The sequence below is a fragment of the Phytohabitans houttuyneae genome (assembly GCF_011764425.1).
Classification (GTDB): Bacteria; Actinomycetota; Actinomycetes; order Mycobacteriales; family Micromonosporaceae; genus Phytohabitans; species Phytohabitans houttuyneae.
In genome coordinates, this window is sequence record NZ_BLPF01000001.1 from 3880349 (window position 1) to 3896151 (window position 15803).

16 protein-coding genes are annotated in these 15803 nt (G+C 71.1%); 2 read left to right on the forward strand and 14 right to left on the reverse strand.

Features of this window, described 5'->3' with window-relative positions; all coding sequences use genetic code 11:
- Positions 1–2: 2 nt before the first annotated feature.
- The 8 genes from Phou_RS17710 to Phou_RS17745 all read right to left on the reverse strand — a co-directional run bounded on the left by Phou_RS17710 (position 3) and on the right by Phou_RS17745 (position 7992).
- A complete protein-coding gene (locus Phou_RS17710; protein WP_173057017.1) occupies positions 3–1967 on the reverse strand; it encodes a N,N-dimethylformamidase beta subunit family domain-containing protein in 1965 nt (654 codons plus the stop codon).
- A gap of 15 nt (positions 1968–1982) precedes the next feature.
- On the reverse strand, positions 1983–2216 hold the full coding sequence (locus Phou_RS17715; RefSeq protein ID WP_173052357.1) for a hypothetical protein: 234 nt from the start codon (positions 2214–2216) through the stop codon (positions 1983–1985).
- Positions 2216–2602 (reverse strand): hypothetical protein, encoded by a 387-nt coding sequence (locus Phou_RS17720; RefSeq protein WP_173057018.1) that lies wholly within the window; start codon positions 2600–2602, stop codon positions 2216–2218. Before Phou_RS17720 ends, Phou_RS17715 begins: the two co-directional genes overlap by 1 nt.
- Entirely contained in the window at positions 2602–3759 is a 1158-nt protein-coding gene (locus Phou_RS17725; RefSeq protein WP_173057019.1) for a phage major capsid protein, read from the reverse strand. The genes Phou_RS17720 and Phou_RS17725 overlap by 1 nt, the downstream gene beginning before the upstream one ends.
- Positions 3760–3772: 13 nt before the next feature.
- Positions 3773–4147, reverse strand: a complete 375-nt coding sequence (locus tag Phou_RS17730) for a capsid cement protein (RefSeq protein ID WP_173058478.1) — start codon at positions 4145–4147, stop codon at positions 3773–3775.
- Positions 4144–5958: a hypothetical protein gene (locus Phou_RS17735; RefSeq protein ID WP_173057020.1), complete on the reverse strand. Its 1815-nt coding sequence runs from the start codon at positions 5956–5958 to the stop codon at positions 4144–4146. Before Phou_RS17735 ends, Phou_RS17730 begins: the two co-directional genes overlap by 4 nt.
- A gap of 75 nt (positions 5959–6033) precedes the next feature.
- Positions 6034–6672, reverse strand: coding sequence for an HNH endonuclease (locus Phou_RS55520; RefSeq protein ID WP_173057021.1), 639 nt, complete (start codon positions 6670–6672; stop codon positions 6034–6036).
- Between the two features lie 183 nt (positions 6673–6855).
- Positions 6856–7992: a phage minor head protein gene (locus tag Phou_RS17745; protein WP_173057022.1), complete on the reverse strand. Its 1137-nt coding sequence runs from the start codon at positions 7990–7992 to the stop codon at positions 6856–6858.
- On the opposite strand from Phou_RS17745, the gene Phou_RS17750 reads away from it, so the two are divergent.
- Positions 7991–8311, forward strand: coding sequence for a hypothetical protein (locus Phou_RS17750; protein ID WP_173057023.1), 321 nt, complete (start codon positions 7991–7993; stop codon positions 8309–8311). The two genes, Phou_RS17745 and Phou_RS17750, sit on opposite strands and share 2 nt — an antisense overlap.
- Here the strand turns inward: Phou_RS17750 and Phou_RS17755 are convergent.
- The 6 genes from Phou_RS17755 to Phou_RS17780 all read right to left on the reverse strand — a co-directional run bounded on the left by Phou_RS17755 (position 8308) and on the right by Phou_RS17780 (position 15572).
- On the reverse strand, positions 8308–8592 hold the full coding sequence (locus tag Phou_RS17755; RefSeq protein WP_173057024.1) for a hypothetical protein: 285 nt from the start codon (positions 8590–8592) through the stop codon (positions 8308–8310). The genes Phou_RS17750 and Phou_RS17755 overlap by 4 nt on opposite strands.
- On the reverse strand, positions 8589–9137 hold the full coding sequence (locus Phou_RS17760; protein ID WP_173057025.1) for a hypothetical protein: 549 nt from the start codon (positions 9135–9137) through the stop codon (positions 8589–8591). Before Phou_RS17760 ends, Phou_RS17755 begins: the two co-directional genes overlap by 4 nt.
- A 19-nt stretch (positions 9138–9156) precedes the next feature.
- Positions 9157–11493 carry an ADP-ribosyltransferase gene (locus tag Phou_RS17765; protein ID WP_173057026.1) on the reverse strand — a complete coding sequence of 779 codons (2337 nt, stop codon included), beginning with the start codon at positions 11491–11493 and terminating at the stop codon, positions 9157–9159.
- Positions 11490–13328 carry a hypothetical protein gene (locus Phou_RS17770; RefSeq protein WP_173057027.1) on the reverse strand — a complete coding sequence of 613 codons (1839 nt, stop codon included), beginning with the start codon at positions 13326–13328 and terminating at the stop codon, positions 11490–11492. The genes Phou_RS17765 and Phou_RS17770 overlap by 4 nt, the downstream gene beginning before the upstream one ends.
- Before the next feature lie 18 nt (positions 13329–13346).
- Positions 13347–14855, reverse strand: a complete 1509-nt coding sequence (gene terL, locus Phou_RS17775; protein WP_218579042.1) for a phage terminase large subunit — start codon at positions 14853–14855, stop codon at positions 13347–13349.
- A gap of 75 nt (positions 14856–14930) precedes the next feature.
- Positions 14931–15572 carry a hypothetical protein gene (locus tag Phou_RS17780; protein ID WP_218579043.1) on the reverse strand — a complete coding sequence of 214 codons (642 nt, stop codon included), beginning with the start codon at positions 15570–15572 and terminating at the stop codon, positions 14931–14933.
- 49 nt (positions 15573–15621) lie between these two features.
- On the opposite strand from Phou_RS17780, the gene Phou_RS17785 reads away from it, so the two are divergent.
- Entirely contained in the window at positions 15622–15798 is a 177-nt protein-coding gene (locus tag Phou_RS17785; RefSeq protein WP_173057028.1) for a hypothetical protein, read from the forward strand.
- Positions 15799–15803: the final 5 nt, after the last annotated feature.

A 15803-nucleotide genomic window follows, 5' to 3' on the forward strand; every position in this document is an offset into this window, starting at 1 on the left:
GGTTAGCCGACCTTCAGGATGCGGTTGGTGCCGCCGGACCAGCCCACCGCGACTGTGCCTGTGCCGGGCTGGATGGGCAGGCCGGTGCCGGTGTCGTAGTAGGCGATCAGCCGCTGCGCCGACTGTGCGACGTCGGCGCCGCCGGTCACCGCGCTGGACTGGAACACCAGCAGGCCGTGGTTGGTGGCGTTCGCGGTGGTGGCGATCGACGTGTCGTCGGCGTCGAACACGCCGTCGGTGAGGGTGGGGTTCGCGAGCGCGGCGCTGGTGCCGTTGATGGTGCCGGTCGCGACCACGTCGGCGACGAACTCGTCGGTCGGGTCGAAGGTGTAGCCGCGGACCAAGGCGGCCTTGATGGTGGCGGTGTTCAGGTCGTAGAGGCCGCCCAGCAGCCCTTCCTTGAACTTGTTGAAGGCGGCGTTGGCCATTGGGTCCTCCGTGAAGCCGTAGGCGGTGGAATCAACCGGGACCGGCTCGACGAGCCCGGCCGGGAGGGTTTCGGGCGGGACGCCCATGTCGGCGAGCAGGTTGGTGAGCGCCTGCTGCAGCACGGTGGTGGCGAGGGTGCCGCCGGGGTGGCGGTCGTGGATGTCGTCCAGGCCCCACGCGTACTGGACGGTGCCGGCCCCGAACACCATCGCCCCGGACTGCGCCCGGTAGAGGGTGAGGGCGTGGGTGTAGTCACCGGAGCCGGTGTAGATGTTGCCGTCGTCGTCCGCGATCAGGTTCGCCACCGTGTAGGTGACCTCGGACAGGCGCAGCAGCCCGGACGGTGTTTCGCCGGGGTCCATGTCGGCGGGTTCGTCGCCTTCGAAGCCGATGATGTGGTCCGGCGACGTCCAGGTGCTGGCGCCGGACAGCGCCGCCACGGCGGTGTCGCGCCAGAACGGGCTACCCGCGTGGTCGGCGGTCGCGACGAGCTCGTAGGCGGACAGGCCGTTGAGGCGGAACCGTTGCCCGTTCAGGAGGGCGGCCGGCCGCCGGTCGGGGTTGAAGCCGCGGGTGTCCTGCCAGGTGCCCGAGTACACCCCGGTCGGGTTGAGGGCGCCGTCGTGGGTGTCTTTCCAGCAGGCGTACTGGCGGCGGTCGGCGTTGTAGTTGATCCGCCAGAACGCTTCGTTCCCGGACAGGTACAGCTGGTTGACGCCAGCGTCGCGGGCCTCGATGTGCGCGTCCCGCATGCCGGGTGACCAGTACTCGTCGTGCCCGGACGACACCACGGCCTCGCGGTCGAGGAGCAGGTCGGGGTTGGTGTCCACGTCGACGCACGACACGTAGTCCAGGTCGTAACCGCACCGCTCCAGCCACCGCACCAACGGGTATTCGGCGTTCCAGAACGACGTCTGCGGCAGGTGCTGCCGGGTGACCAGCGGCCGGTGGTACGACACCGCCCGCGAGCGGGTGGCCTGGCTGAAGGTGAAGGCGCTGCTGGTCCCGGTGCCGTAGATCGACTTGCCGTTGAGGATGTCGTCCGGGTCGGCGCCGGCGTGGTTGTACGCCTGCCACGTCGAGTCCGACGTCTTCACCGCGAGCGGTGCTTTGCGGCTGGGGTCGCGGACGACGAACGGGCCGATGTGGGAGGCGAGGGCGGTGTTGTCGGTCCGCCAGATCTTGATCACGTACACGCCTGGGCAGGCGTCGGCCGGCACCGCCCAGCTGCCGTTGGTCAGCCAGTTCCCGCAGTCGACCATGCCCGTGGTCGCGTTGGTGGTGCCGGCCGGCTGCGCGGTTTGCGGGCCGGAGACGTCGTCGATGTCGCGGCCGCCGTCCCCGCTGTACCAGCCGAGCCGGTACACAGTTCCTGCCCAGGCGCTGTCCGGCGAGTGGACCGAGAACTGGAGCGTGTCGCCTTGGTTCACGGACATGCGTCGGGGGAAGCCCTGGATGCTGGTGTCGCCGGCGCCGGTGACGTCCCACGTGGCTTTTGGGGTGCCGGTGAGCGCGTTCTCGTCGGAGATCACCGACACCGGTCAGCCCTGGCCTCAGGTGTCGAGCAGGGTGGAGGTGCGCAGCGACGCGAGCAGCGCGTTCACCGTTGTCCTGAGGGCGACGACATCGGCGCGGAGCGCGTTGAATTCGGCTTCCGTCGGCGACTCGCCGCCGCTGATCGGGGCGGCCGACGTCATGGCCGGAGCGTCCGCGACCGCAACGGCCTGGGTCGCGTCGCCGAGGACGGGCTTGGTGCCGTAGTAGGCGGCACGGGGTGCACCTGGCATCAGGGTGTCTCCTTCGTGGTGCTGGTGCGGCGACCGGCCGCGGCCTTCTTGGTCGCCTTCCGGGCGGTCTTCTTCACGGGCTGGGCCGGCTCGGTGAGCGCCACCTGCTCGGCGGTCTGCTCCTCGTCCGGCTCGGCGCCCGTGTCAGGCGACGCAGCGGGTGGTGCGGCGAGGACCGGCGGCGGCGCGGCAGGCTCCCGCAGCTCCACCGCGCCGCCTTCCTCACTCGCCGGCTCCGCGGCCGGCTGCCCGTCGGTGGTCCGCTCGGGCAGCCGGTCACGGATGTCGCGCAGCAGTTCGTTGGTCTCCGCGAGCAGGCCGCACATCGCGGCGTAGAACTTCTGGTCCGGCACCCGCGCCTTCGGCAGCCCGCTCACGTCGACCATCAGGACTCGGAGCCGTTGGAGGCCACGGTCATCTTCGGGTCGACCTGCGCGCCGCCGAAGACGTGCTGGACCTTCTTCTCGCTGGCGCCGTGGTCGAAGCTCCACGGAACCTCGCCGCCGCCGATGCGGCGCATGTCCGGGATCTTCTCGTACAGGGCCGGCTGCTCGTAGCCGCGCAGCCGGCCGAAGGCCAGCGCCGGCCGCGGGCCGTTCGGGTTCGCGAACACCCACCAGCTCGTGTCGGCGTTCGCCGTGCTCGCGACGGTCGGGATCCAGTAGTTGACGGAGACCCGCAGGTTCGCGCCGATACCGTTGCCCTTGATGACCGTCACGTCGCCGTTCGCGGCGACCGCCCGGTACTCGGTCGCGTTGATGATCTCCTGCGCCTCCATGGCAAGGCCCGGGCCGACGACCAGCTCGACCGCCTTGACGACGATCGGGTTGCCCTTCTCGTCCGTCCGCTTCATCAGCTTCGTGATAGCGGCCTGCAGCGCCTCCCGGTCCAGGGCCGGGTTGCCGGTCAGGAGGTTGTCGTTGCCGACGGTGTAGAACGCGGCGTCGGGCCCGCTGGCGTCAGCGAACAGGGTCGTGACGAAGTGCTCCTCGGAGTCCCGCGCCGAGTCAGCGAGGTCCTGCGGCATGCGCATGAACGCGCCCAGGTCGTCGTTGATCATCGCCTCGAACGAGAGAGCGAAGCCGGCCTCGTACTTGTCGACGCCGTACTTGTACTCGGTCTCCGTCTGCGACCGGCGCGGGTGGTCAGCGAGTTCGCCGACCTTGGTGAGAATGCCGCGGATGCCGCTCGTCGCGAACCGCTTGACCTCGCGGAAGTCGTTGACGACCTCCGAGCGGGCGTAGTTCTGCCACGTCGGGACCGTGGCCTCGTAGGCGCCATAGAGCTGGCGGTCGAGGGAGTCGGCGAACAGCAGCGGGAAGTCGCTGGTGCTCATCGCCTCCCGGAACTGCCACAGGTCGCGGCGCCCGGTACGCAGGTCCTGCATGAACCGCTCGGCCTCGAGCAGCTTGCCCTCCCAGGCAGGGTCGTGACGCGGGGCGCGCTGCCCGACCTGGGAGAGGCCGCCGAACGCCTCGCGGATGTCCACGGCGCCGGCGTCGAGCCGCTCCACCGTGGTGCTGAACGTGGTCGTGGTGGTCATCTACTCGGCCTCCTCAGCCGTTCAGCCGGACGAGGATGGTGGCGGTGGCCCCGGAACCGACAGTTGCCATGGCCTGGCCGACCAGCCGGCCGGTGTTCTTCTTCGAGATGGGCGGGGTGTCGGCGTCGACGTAGAACAGCTGGTCGCCGTCGGCGACGGCACTGTTGCCGCCGCCGTTGACGCCCTTGACCGACAGTTCGGCGGTGCCGTTGAACTTCACCGGCGTCTTACCGGTAGCGGTGTCCTCATCGGCGAGGGCGACGCCGACGAGCTCGCCCCAGCGGACCGGCTGGCCCGACTCGGGGCGGCGGGGTGGGAGACGACGATGTCGAGCTGGTCGCCGATCTCGTGCACGATGTTGAGCGCCATGGGTCAGCTCCTTCCTCAGAACGGACGGCCGTTGGCGGCCTTGTTGGCGGCGTCCTCGGACAGGCCGCGGGCGCGGTAAGACTCGACGAGCGCCGCGCGGGTACGGGTCCGCTCGTCCACCGACGGCGTCGCCGCGGCGGTACCGGTGACCGCGGTGGAGCCGGCGCCGCGGACCTGGCCCTCGCCGGCCGACTCGCGCAGCTGCGCCAGGTAGGCGCCCTCCGCGGCGATCTCCGCCCCAATCCGGGTCCGGAACGCCGCCTCGTCCAGGGCGAGCGCCTCGGTCAGCGGCACCCGCTCCCCGGTCACACCGGCCAGGACGCGCTGCTGCGCGGCCGGCGGCAGGTCGGACTCGGCCAGCAGCGTCGTCGCGATCGGCCGGGCGGTGTCCAGCGCCCGGTAACGGGCCAGCGCGCGGTCGCTCTCCGCGCGCTGCGCCTTGGCCTCGGCGGCCTCCCGCAGCGCCAGGTCGCGCTCCGTCTCGGCCTTCGTGCGCGCCTCGGCAGCCTCACGAAGCTGCTCAGGGGTCAGCTCGGGCATGACGCCCTCCTCCTCAGGTGTTTGTTTGGTGTCGGGCGGGCTGCCCGGCCCGGATCCCGGCTCGACGGCCGGAGCTTGTGATGCGGTGGGAGAACGGTCGGCCTCAACGACCTGGGTCTCCGCGCCGCCTGCGTCGGCCGGATCGGCTGGCCGGACGGGGGTGTAGACCATGCGCGGCACGACCTCGACGCGGCCGCCGGTCAGGGAGGCGACACCGCCGACGACCTGGTAGCCCTCCTGCCAGGTGGTGCAGGCGTCGTCGCCGGTGACCTCGTACCAGACGACGGACCGTTCGGCGTCGTAGTCGCGGACCCACACGTGCCGGTCGTCGCCGCCGTAGGTGGCCCACAGCACTGTGGACAGGGCGCGGCGGACGTCCTCGGTGGCGGCCTCGACGATCGCGGTCACGGGCTGCGGTGGCTCGTCGTAGAGGTCCCGTTTGAACAGCTGCGGTGCCCTTTCGAGAACGACCGCGGTCCACGCCTCCAGGCCCTTGCCTATCGCGTTCGACAGGGCGATCCGCTCATCCCGGGTGAGCCGGCCGTCGCCGTACGCGTCGTCCGCGAACTGGGTCAGGGCGAGGTGTAGCCGGGACTCCAGCCACGCGCCGAAGGAGCGGGCTTCCCGCAGCCCGGTCTGGCGCGCCGATTCCAGCAGCGACAGGATCCGGCCGCCCGCACCAGGCTTCGTCACGAAGTCAACCGACTTGCCGAAGTCGATCGACTCCACGATCAGGCCGCGGCGACCCTCCCGCTCCCCGTACTCGCCGGCCCCGTCCGCGTTGATCGAGACCCCGATGTGCGGCCACATCTCTGCGAGCAGGGGGGCGTACGGGGAGAAGACCCGGGCCTTCGCGCGCATGACCTGCTTGCCCTCGACCATCGCGAGGTACGGGGTTTCGGTCAGGACGGCGGTGAGGGTGGACAGCGACCGCTCGGGTCGTTCGACCGCCTCGGACAGGCTGGGGTGGTCCCAGTGCTGGTGGGTGCCGGCCGGGAAGACGGTCGGGATGTCGCGGGCGAGCACGTCGGCCGGGTAGTAGCGGGTCCCGGCCTGGTTCCAGCCGGCCTCGATCAGGATCAGGTCCACGACCGTCGGTCCGCCCGCGCTGGTCGGTGCTTCCGTGAGCGCGGCGGTGACCGTTTCCCGAAGCTCAGCGCGCTCACCGCCGGTGGACGCCACCGGGGCACCGGGCGCCTCGCCGATCGTCACGGTCGCTCCGGGCGCGACGGCGGTGGCGGATTCGCGCAGCCTGTACGGCCCGGGCCGCAGCCTTCGCCGGTTGGACATGGGACCTCCCGTCGAATGCGTGCACGACCAAGGCCCCGGTGATCCCGGGGGCCTTGGGTGTACGGCGGGTTTGGGTTAGAAGAGCAACGGCTGGAAGATCGGTGCCGCTCTGTCGCCCTTGCGGCTGTTGCATCGCTGGCAGGCGGGTACGACGTTGGACGCCGTGTGGGGGCCGCCCTTTGACAGCGGAACTACGTGATCGATCGTCAACGGCAGCCTGCGGCGGCAGTAGGCGCAGCGGAACCGGTAGACAGCCTTGATCTCACGCCACTGCCGCGCCGTCAGGTCGTTGACAGGCGCGTTCTTGTGGAGCGCCTTGCGGCGGCTGTTGGCCGCCCGAACGACGTCGCGGTTCGAGGCGCGGTACCGGCGCCGGTACTCACGGACCCGTTCGCGGTTGGTCGCGTACCACGCGCGCACCGAGGCGGTTGCACGCTCCGGGTTCGCCCGCCGCCACTCCCGGCTCCGCTCACGAGCCGTCTCGCGGTTGGCCGCGCGGTAGACGGCCTGGCTGGCCTTGACGCGTTCACGGTTCGTCTCGTAGTAGAACCGCGTGTGGTGACGCCGGCAGAAGCCTTTGGCGTAGTACTTGTTGCGGCATTCGGCGACCTCGCACAGACGCACTGGCCGCTGACGCACCGGCGCTTCGGGGTCTCCATACTGATGCCACCGGTTGTAGTGGGTGCCGCACCAGCCCCGGGCCTTGGCGGACATACCGCAACTACCGACGGAGCACTTCGGCTTCCGGGGCGCGTCTGTACCATCAGGCATGTCGATCCTGTTCGCTCAGGTCGGCCACAGCCCGGGGGGTGTTACCAGCACCCGCCGGGCCTAACTATTCTCTCAGTCCGCTGACTGTGGACGAAGCCAGACGACCTACGGCGCAAGGGATCCGCGTCACGCCCGTCGTCCGGCGGCGCGCTGCAACGCGTGCAGCGGTGTCGGCACGTAGCTGGGCCGCCAGCCGGGGTTGTCCTTACGGATCGCGAGCTGGTCCCAACGGATCCGACCGGACCGGAGCAGGTCGAGGCGTGCCCGGCCGAGGACCGCCAGCTGGTCGGCTTCGTCGAGGGCGTCGAAGGTTGCCCGCCCGTCGGGGAGGACGTCGGCCGGCTCGTCGACCGCGAACCCGAGCTCGCGCCATGGTTTGACCTTCGGTGCCCGCGCGCACCGGCCTTGCGGGTGGTCGAGCGGGCCAGGTTCGGAGAGCGGGAAGACGGTGCCGTGCATGGCCCAGCAGGCGACGCATGAGGTGGTGTCGAGGCGGCACAGCCACGTCCACCCGGCCAGCACGTCGCTGTTGGCCTCGTGCGCGTACCGGGACGCTTGGCGGTAGGCATCCACCATCTCGGTGCGCGCGACAACGATCGCGCGGCCCAAGCCGCCCTCGAAGGCGTCCTGCACGCGGGCGAGCATGTCCCGCGCGGCGACGTTGGGGTTGTCGCCGACGGCGATGCCCCGGATCAGGGCGCGGCGGACGGCTTCGTCAGCGGTACGGCCGAGCGGCCGGGTCTGCGCGGTGATCCGCTCGGTGGTGCGCTGCACGATCACGTCGAGCGCGGTCGGCAGGACCGCGGCGGCGTAGACGGCGGCCGCGTCGGCGGCCATCTCGGCGGGTAGCTGCGACGCGATGATCAGCGGCTCTGCTGCTGCGGTCGCGGCGACTGCGGTGGACGCCCCGGCGGAGGTGGTGATGCCGGCCTCGGCGGCCAGCGCAGTCAACGCCATCTCGGTCTGCTGTGCGGCGGCCGACACGGACGCGACGCGGTACAGCTGCCATGGCGCTGGCCAGGCGCCCGTGGCCGCCGCGCTGGAGAGGATGTCGTTGAGGGCGCGTCGCCACGCCGGGTCGAGTTCGTCCCACGCCCGCACCCACGCGGCGGTCAGCGACCGGACGGTGTCGTCAACCTCGCCGCCGACGGTTGAGGCGAGGTCGCGGAGCCGGCGCAGCGTCTCGGCGGTGATCGCCACGCGCCACCTCCGGGCGCGCAGGGCGCGACTGCCGTTGTGTCCGTCGAGCACGATGGGCGGCATGCAGCGTTGGGAGTATGGCTACCTAATCTTGATTCGGGTGGCGACCGGGCCGGTCGGGCAGGTCGGCCGTGGCGCAACGATTGTCGTGATCAGCGACCGCGAGGGACGGAACGCCGTTGAACTCGGGCCGCTCGATCCGGGGGACGTTTGGGCGTTTAACCTCGCTGGTGACCGCGGATGGCTGGTCAACGTCAAGGGCGTGTTGTCCCAGAGGAACTCGCCTTGGATGCTCGACCTAGTCGTGAGTTTGGTGGGCCCGGAGGCCCGGTTCGAGTCGGTAACGTCCTACGACATGCGCCGGCCCGTGGCGGCGTCCTAGGTAACGACGCACAGCCGTTCGTCGGCGTCGAGCGGCCGGTCCGTCGGATCGACCACATAGGTGAGCCCGCCGGCCCCGGGCTTGGTGATGCCGGTGCCGATCCGCGCGCCGACCGGCCACCACGACGGCCCGTACCGCTCGGCGCCTTCCATCACGGCGACCCGACCCTCGACCCAGGCGGTGTTGTCCATCAGCGGCCACCCGCACGACACGCACGCCTGCACCATCCCGACCGGCGCGCCCGCAGTGTGGACCGTGAAGACGGGCAGGGTCATCGTCACCCGGCCACCTCCCTCGTCAGCGTGAACGGACCACGGACGCCCGCACTGTGCCGCTCGGCCGCCCGCAGCGCCAACACGATCCGGTCCTCGCCCACCATGTCGGAGCCCGCAGTCGCGTACAGGACGCCGAGCGCGACATCGTCGCCGCAGCCGACCGCGGAGTAGCCGTCGAGCGCTTCGCCGACCTGGTAGTCGCCGTGCACCTCGAACAGCCGGCCGCGGACGCCGACGAGGAACGTGCCGCCGGACTCTTGGCCGTCGTCGATGCGGGCGTAGCCGCCGTCCTTCAACGCCTGCCGGACGGCGTCGATCCACGTCGTGCACATGAACCGTTCGAGGTCCACATCGGAGGGCGGGACCGGTGGGGTGAACGCGTGCCGCAGGAGCTGCCCCATGCGGAAGCTGCCGCAGAAACCGAACACATACGGGCCGTTGACGAACGTCTTCGCGTCGCGGCGGACGGTCATCTGGTACCCGCCGACGCCGGCGGAGTCGCCGCCGAGCAGGACGGTGCCGTTGTCGACGAGCCCGGCGATGACGGTCACTTGCACCTCCGGCCGCACTTCATCGGGCGGTGAGCGCGGCGACCGCTCGGTCGACGGCGCGGTCGATCTCGAACTTGCCCTCAACGGACTCGTGGCGGCGGTTCCGGAGACGGCGGATCGCGTCGGCGAGGCGGCGGCCGCTCAGCCGGCCCGCGGCGACCTGCGTCGCGAGGTCGGCGAGCGCGTCCTCCTCCGGGCCCGGCTCACGGCGAACGAGCGGCACAGCGTGCAGGTCGGCGGCAAGCTGCCGGAGCGCGTCCGGGGTGCCGTCCGGCAGTTCCGGGGCCGGGCTGTCGGGGGCGTCGAGCCGGTCGATGGCGAGGTCAAGTTGGCGGCGGGCCTGGCTGCCGTCGGGCAGCCGGTCACGGACCGCCTTGATGCCGTCGAGGGTCTGCTGCGAGGTGCCGCGGCCCAGCACCGCGTCGGTGGCAAGGCGGCCGAGGATGTCGGCAAGGGGTTCGCCGTCGATGTCCATGAGCGCGTCGTCGCCCATGGCCTTGATGGCGGTGCCAATCTCTCCGTCGTCGTGGAAGTGGATCGGGTCGTTGCCGCCGGTCGCCTGCCCCCACGTGTTTGGCGTTGGTGGTGTGGCGGATCTTGCGCCGGTGACCGCTCCACCGGCCGGCGCGGTTGCGGCGGTCGTCGGCTCGTCCGCAGTTACTCCGGCGGTGTCTGCGTCGCCGTCGCCCCCTGCGGCGGCAGGGTTAGCTCCACCGGGTAGTCCATCGTCATCCTGTCCAGCGCCGCCTGGTCCTCGGCTTCCGCCGACACCTGCGGCTCCTCGCCGTCGTCCGACGGTGTCGGCTCCGCCATCGGGGACCACCTCCACAACCAGCTCACGGTTCTCGCCCGGCCCGCTGTCGGACACCACCCGCATTGTCAGGCCGCGCCTGAGCAGGATCTCAGACTCGCTGCTGGCGCCGATGCCGCCGCCGGACAACTCCACACCAGGGGTCCCGGCTGGCACCCGGATACGCATCTTCGCGCCGCCGCGGGCGCCGAAGTCAGCGAACTGGCCGGCCGTCTTCTCGCTGGTGCTCGTGGACACGTACGCGTGTTCCACCCATTCGGCGCCGGTCAGGTCGCCGTCCCAGGCGTCGCCGAACACAGCCCGGCCGGTCTTGACACCCCGCGCGACTTCTACGTCTGCGGTCAGCGGCGACTTGGCGATCGCGGCGTCGGTGCCTTCGATCCGGCGGGCCAGCGTCCGATACTCGGGGCTGTCCGGGACCTGGCCGGCGCCTTGCCGCAGCACCCCGTTGGCCGACAGGTACAGAGAGCCGCGGTAGTCGACGAGCGCTTGCCGCTCGGCGCGGGTCAGGCCACCGCGTGCGCGGCCGCGGGCGATAGAGACCGGTGCGGCGTCGCGGGCGGCGTCTCCTACCAGGGGTCCGGTCGTCCGGCTGGGAGCCGCCGGCGCGGGCGCCTCCGGGGCTGGGGTGGTGTCGCCGCTGTCGTCACCGCGCTCATCCGCGACGATCATGTCGACGAGCTGTGACTTGCGGGCCCGGCCAGGCTTCAGGCCGCGCTCCCGGGCGCGGCGCTGCAACTCCGGCACCCGTAGCCGCATCAGCTCCGCGCGGAGCGCCGCATCGGTGTCATCGCCGGATGGGGCCGGGCTGGCCTCAGGCATAGCATCGGCAGCCGGCGGCTCTGCCTCCGGCGTCTGGTCCGAACGCTCCCCGCCGGCAGGGGACCGGCCGCCGCTGCCGTCTCGGGCGCCGTCCTTGGGAAGGACGACGAGGTGCATGTCCCAGCCGCCGACGGTGTTCTTCTCGACGCTGGTGACGGCCATCTCCAGGTCGCGGTCAAGGACCAGCTCACCGCTGTCCGGGGCGACGATCGCGGGGGTGCCCTTCGGGACGGCGATCCGCAGGCGGACGTCGTCGGCCTTGCCCGGCACCGTCGACAGGCTCACCGGCGAGTAGGCGGCGTCGCGGACTTTCATCCCGACCAGCTGGTCCGGGGTGGCGTCACCGAACATCGCGAGCGGCACCCGGCGGGAGACGAGCAGGTCGTCCGGCAGTTCGATCATCGCGGCGTCGAGCTCGGCGACGTCCGGGTTGTCGGCGCCCTTGCCCGCCCGCAACGCCTGGTGGACGTCGACGAAGCCGCCTTCGTTCAGGTACCGCTGCACCGCGCTGGTCTGCCCCGGCCCGCTCGAGCCGCTGATCCCGGACAGGTAGCCGGCCGCCTTCGCGCCAGCGACACCGCGCTTCGGCTTGAACCCGGCCATCACCGCGGCCGCCGCCGTACGATCGCCCTTCTTCAGGTCGCGGGTGCCGGACCGGGTGAAGCGGCCGTTCTTGTCCCGCGGGTGCAAGGTCGGGTTGAACTTGCGGCGGGCCACGGTCACCCCGCCTGCAGCTGGAAACGACCCAGGTCGACGTCCTCGTCGTCTTCCTCATCGACCGGCTCGGCGCCAACCTCGCCGCGGTCGCCGTCGCCGGCGTTGTCGCGGCGGCCGCCGAACAGCCCCCAGTCCATGTCCGCCTGCCGCTGCCCGGCCGGATCGTCCACGGCGGGCTGCTCGTCTGCGGGGGCCATCCGTCCAGGGCCGGCCTGTGCGGGATCTCCACCACCGCGGGCCAGGGCGGCCGCGTCGGCGCCGGTGCCCGCACCGGGCGGGGTGGGCCAGCGGAACTCGCCGTCCTCGCCGACCATCTTCCGCATGATCCCGTCGACGTCCCGCACCCCGAGCGCGGTCAACAGCAGCCGGAGGATGACCTCGGGCGGGACGGTGCCGGTGTCGGCGGCGGCCTTGATCGCGGTGATGACGGCGCCGGTCTCGGTTTCGTCCAAGTCCGGCCACGCCAGGTCGATCGTGTCGTCGGTCTCCCCAGCCAGGGTCAGGACTTCGCGGCCGGTCACCTGGTCACGTTTCACCTGGCCCTTGAGCGCGCCCTTCGGCGCGCGGACGGCCTCGGTGATGGCGTAGCGGATGAGCCGCTGGTAGACGGCGCCCCACAGGTCCCGCCGCTGCCCCATCGCCAGCTCGGTCGGCTGGTCCAGCGTTTCGGCGACGGCGCGGGCGCCGGTCTGGCCGGGGTCGGACAGCAGCATGGTGACCGGCATGTCGAGCGCGGACGCGACCATCATCGCCAACGGTCGGCCCGACTCGGCGTCGATCGTCGCCCCGGACTTCGGGATGGCCTCAAGGACCGCGTCCATCGGCGTGATGGCCGTGCCGCCGACGTCCTGGGCGTCGCCGGTGGCCGGGTCACGGCCGGGGGCTTGGGCGATGCGGGCGCGGGCCTGCGCCCGCTGGGAGCCTTTCGCCGTCAGCCGCCAAGCGAACCGGGCCAACGCCTTCATCAGGGTGGCCCACTGCTCCAGGAACTCCTTGTACGCGCGCGCCCAGTTCACCGCGGCATAGGCGTCGGGGATGCCGCGCAGCCAGCCCTCGGGCCGGTTGACGTTGACGTGCATCGTCGGCGTGTCCCAGGCGATATCGATGCCGCCGAGCTGCCGCAGCTTCTGCCGGCCGATTGGCCGGTAGTCGATGTCCGGGTACAGGCGCTCCCGCTGGGCGTAGGTGACCGACCCGTCGGCGTTGTACACCTTCTCGGTCCAGACCCGCCGGTAGTACCAGGGTTCGGACCGGTCCTCCGGGTTGTGGATGACCTCGCTGATCTCGTCGGCCAAGAACACCCGGGTCTGCACGTGCCCGGACACGGGCCGGGTGAAACAGGCGATCCACAGTTCACCGTCGGTACCGAGGCAGTGCTCGAGGCGGTCCCGTGCGGCGGGGCCTGTGACGGCGCGCTGGTTGGCTTCGTCGTCGAGGAACGCGGCGACGACGGCCTGGACGTCCTGCTCGTCTTCGTCTTGCCCGTCGGCGCGGGCGGTGATCTCCACACCGGACGCCCACACGTACGCGCTGCGCAGGTTGAGGCCGCGGCGGATGAGCGGGTTCGCGATCGACATGAGGCGGCACACCGCGCGGAGCTGGCGGCGGCCCTCGTCGGTGAACTCCTGCTCGGTCAGGGTGGTGAAGCGGCGCCAGCCAGGGTCGTTTAGGACGGCGCGTTCGAGGTCGGCGACCGACTCCTCCAGGCTGACGCGGGCGAGGCGGCGTTCGGCGAGTTCGGCGTTGTTCTCCGCGATGGCGACCCGGTGCCGCAGGTCCGCCGACTCGGCCACCGCGACCGCGACCGGCCGGTGCTGGCGGTGACGGCGGGAGCGACCCACGAGGAACCCCTCGCGGGCTCAGTACTGCGAGATGCTGCCTTCGGGGTCTTCGTCGTCGGGGTCCTCGACGATCTCGTCGTCGAAGAGGATCGGGTTGAGTAGCAGCCGGTTCAGCGCCTGCGACATCGCGTCGACCCGGTCGTCGTTCGCCGCACGCGGGAAGGCCTGCGCTTCTTCGATCAGCTCGTCTACCCACGGGCACAGCTCGACGGCGGGGAGTTTAACGTTGCCGGACTCGACGAACGGTGACACCGCGGCGGCCCGGGCCGCCTTTGACCCGTCCGGTTCCACCGGAACCAACCCCGGCACCTTGCGGGAGAGCGCGTTGATGACGGCCGGCCCGTTGGCCTTGTCCTCGACCAGCTTCAGCGCCGCCTGCGGCCACCGGGCGGCGAGCGCCCGCACCTTGTTGCAGGTGCCGACAAAAGACAGCCGATCGTGCACCTGGTCGAGCAGGAAAGCGTCGGCGCCGCGGCGGCCCCAGATCTGGCCGCACACGTAGTCGGTGCCCTCGGTGTCCTTGAACGACATGTCCCACGAGGCGATGACCTCGTCGAAGCCGACCGCCCAGCGGGTGCCGTCGGCCCGTTCTGTCCACTGCGGCTGGTCGTAGTGGACCCACCAGTCGCGGTGGAAGATGTTGCCCTGCGCCGGCGACGGCCTGCCCTGGCAGAGTGCGTTCCAGGCGCGGGAGCCCATCTCCCGCTTCCGCTGCTCCCACTGCTCGTCGGTGCGGCCCCGGGTCGACTGCATGTACTCGCCGGGTTCGCGGCCGAGCGGGTCGGTTTCGCCCTTGGCTGGGTTGTGGTCGGCCTGGGCGGGGATGTTGATGATCCGCCAGTTGACGCCGTCGTCGCGCTTCTGCAGCCAGCCGGACAGGTCGTCGTGCCGCCACCGCGTCTGGATGATCACGACGGCGACGCCGGGGCCGAGGCGTGGGATGGCGACCTCGGTCCAGAAGTCCTGGACGATCTCCTGCCACGCTTCGGAGTCGGCCTGTTCGCCGTTTTTGTACGGGTCGTCGATGATCAGCAGGTCGACTGGTCGTGAGGTGAGCGAGCCGGTGATGCCGACGCAGTAGACGCCGCCCTCGTGCCCGTCGAGCTCCCACTCGTGGGCGGCCGCCGAGTTCGGGTTCACCTTCAGGTCGAGGGTGCTGCTGTGCATGCCGATGTCGTCGCGGATCGCCCGGCCCCACCGGCGGGCGACGCCGTGGGCGTACGACACGATCGCGACCCGCAGGTTCGGGTTGCGGGTCAGCATCCACAGCGGGAACCGCCGCGACGTGCGCTGAGACTTCCCTTCCTGCGGGGCGAGGGAAATCATCAGCCGGTCTTCGCGGCCCTCGGCGACGTCGACCAGCGCGGCGTCGATGAGGTCGAGCGCCGGGGTCTGCACCGTCTTCGGATCGAGGGCCTTCGCCAACTCGCCCGGCGACTGCCACGGCGACTCGCGGGGCTCCGGCGGCGGGGGCGGCTCGAACATGCGGGCGGCGGCTTCCCACGGCGACACCGGCGCGACCGTCACACCATCACCTGCCCGAATGGGCGACTACCAGGCCCGGCAGCGAGTACCACCGCCGGTCAACCGAACAGCCGGGGGTCAGGCGGCTTGAGCCACCGCACGCAGATGCAACGGCACCACCGTCGCGACCTTCTGCTGCTGCTCCGGCGACAGGTCCAGGTCACCGAGGATGCCCTTGATCACCCCGGCCAGGAGCGCGCCCTGCTGCTCAGCAAGCCGCACCTTCCGCTCCTCGATACCGGCGGCGATCGCAGCCTTGCACACGTCGAGCAGGTGCTTGCGTTCCTTTTGCCACAACTCGACCCAGATGTTCGGCGCGGCCGCGAACTTGGTGTCCGTGCCGGGGAACTCGCCCGAGGTCTTGTCGACCTCCTCCGTGCGGCCCCACACCGCGTCCGCCGGGTCGAGCTCGCGGACCTTCTCGCCCAGCCAATCCACGGCGCCGGCGGTCCGGTACACCTCTTCAAGGAGCGCGTCCCGCGGATCGATCTGCCGCGGTAGCCCGAACGTGGCTACCGCGGCCTGCGCGCGCCGCTCGCCGAGGCGCTCGTTCGCCGCGGCCCGGACCTGGGGCGCCTTGCCTCCGTGTTTGATGCACACCGTGCCGCCCTTGATCGGCCAGGCGACGCACTGACGACCGGTGCTCTTCGCGTGGCCGGAGCACTTCGCCAGGTCATGGGGTGACCCGCATGTCGGGCAGGCTGTGGGGTCGGTGGCCACGTCGCAACCTCCGCCCGAATTGTCAGGGGTGCGGCCTAGGATTTTCGGCATGAGTGTGCAGGAGTACGAGATCAACAAGAACTACGACCACGACAGGCGCACGGTCAAAGCGACGAAGGTCGTGACCACGGACGACTTCGTCGACTTCCACGACGGCCTCGGCCTGGTGCTGCGTCTACGAAAGTCGGCCGTTTACACGGTCGAGCGGAAGCAGCCGACGAGTTGAGCTCT

Excerpts from the sequence above, each read along its gene's own strand:
- Phou_RS17715 (WP_173052357.1), bottom strand. The coding sequence starts at position 2,216 with ATGCCAGGTGCACCCCGTGCCGCCTACTACGGCACCAAGCCCGTCCTC.
- Phou_RS17720 (WP_173057018.1), bottom strand. The coding sequence starts at position 2,602 with ATGGTCGACGTGAGCGGGCTGCCGAAGGCGCGGGTGCCGGACCAGAAG.
- Phou_RS17725 (WP_173057019.1), bottom strand. The coding sequence starts at position 3,759 with ATGACCACCACGACCACGTTCAGCACCACGGTGGAGCGGCTCGACGCC.
- Phou_RS17735 (WP_173057020.1), bottom strand. The coding sequence starts at position 5,958 with ATGTCCAACCGGCGAAGGCTGCGGCCCGGGCCGTACAGGCTGCGCGAA.
- Phou_RS55520 (WP_173057021.1), bottom strand. The coding sequence starts at position 6,672 with ATGTCCGCCAAGGCCCGGGGCTGGTGCGGCACCCACTACAACCGGTGG.
- Phou_RS17750 (WP_173057023.1), top strand. The coding sequence starts at position 7,991 with ATGCAGCGTTGGGAGTATGGCTACCTAATCTTGATTCGGGTGGCGACC.
- Phou_RS17745 (WP_173057022.1), bottom strand. The coding sequence starts at position 7,992 with ATGCCGCCCATCGTGCTCGACGGACACAACGGCAGTCGCGCCCTGCGC.
- Phou_RS17785 (WP_173057028.1), top strand. The coding sequence starts at position 15,622 with ATGAGTGTGCAGGAGTACGAGATCAACAAGAACTACGACCACGACAGG.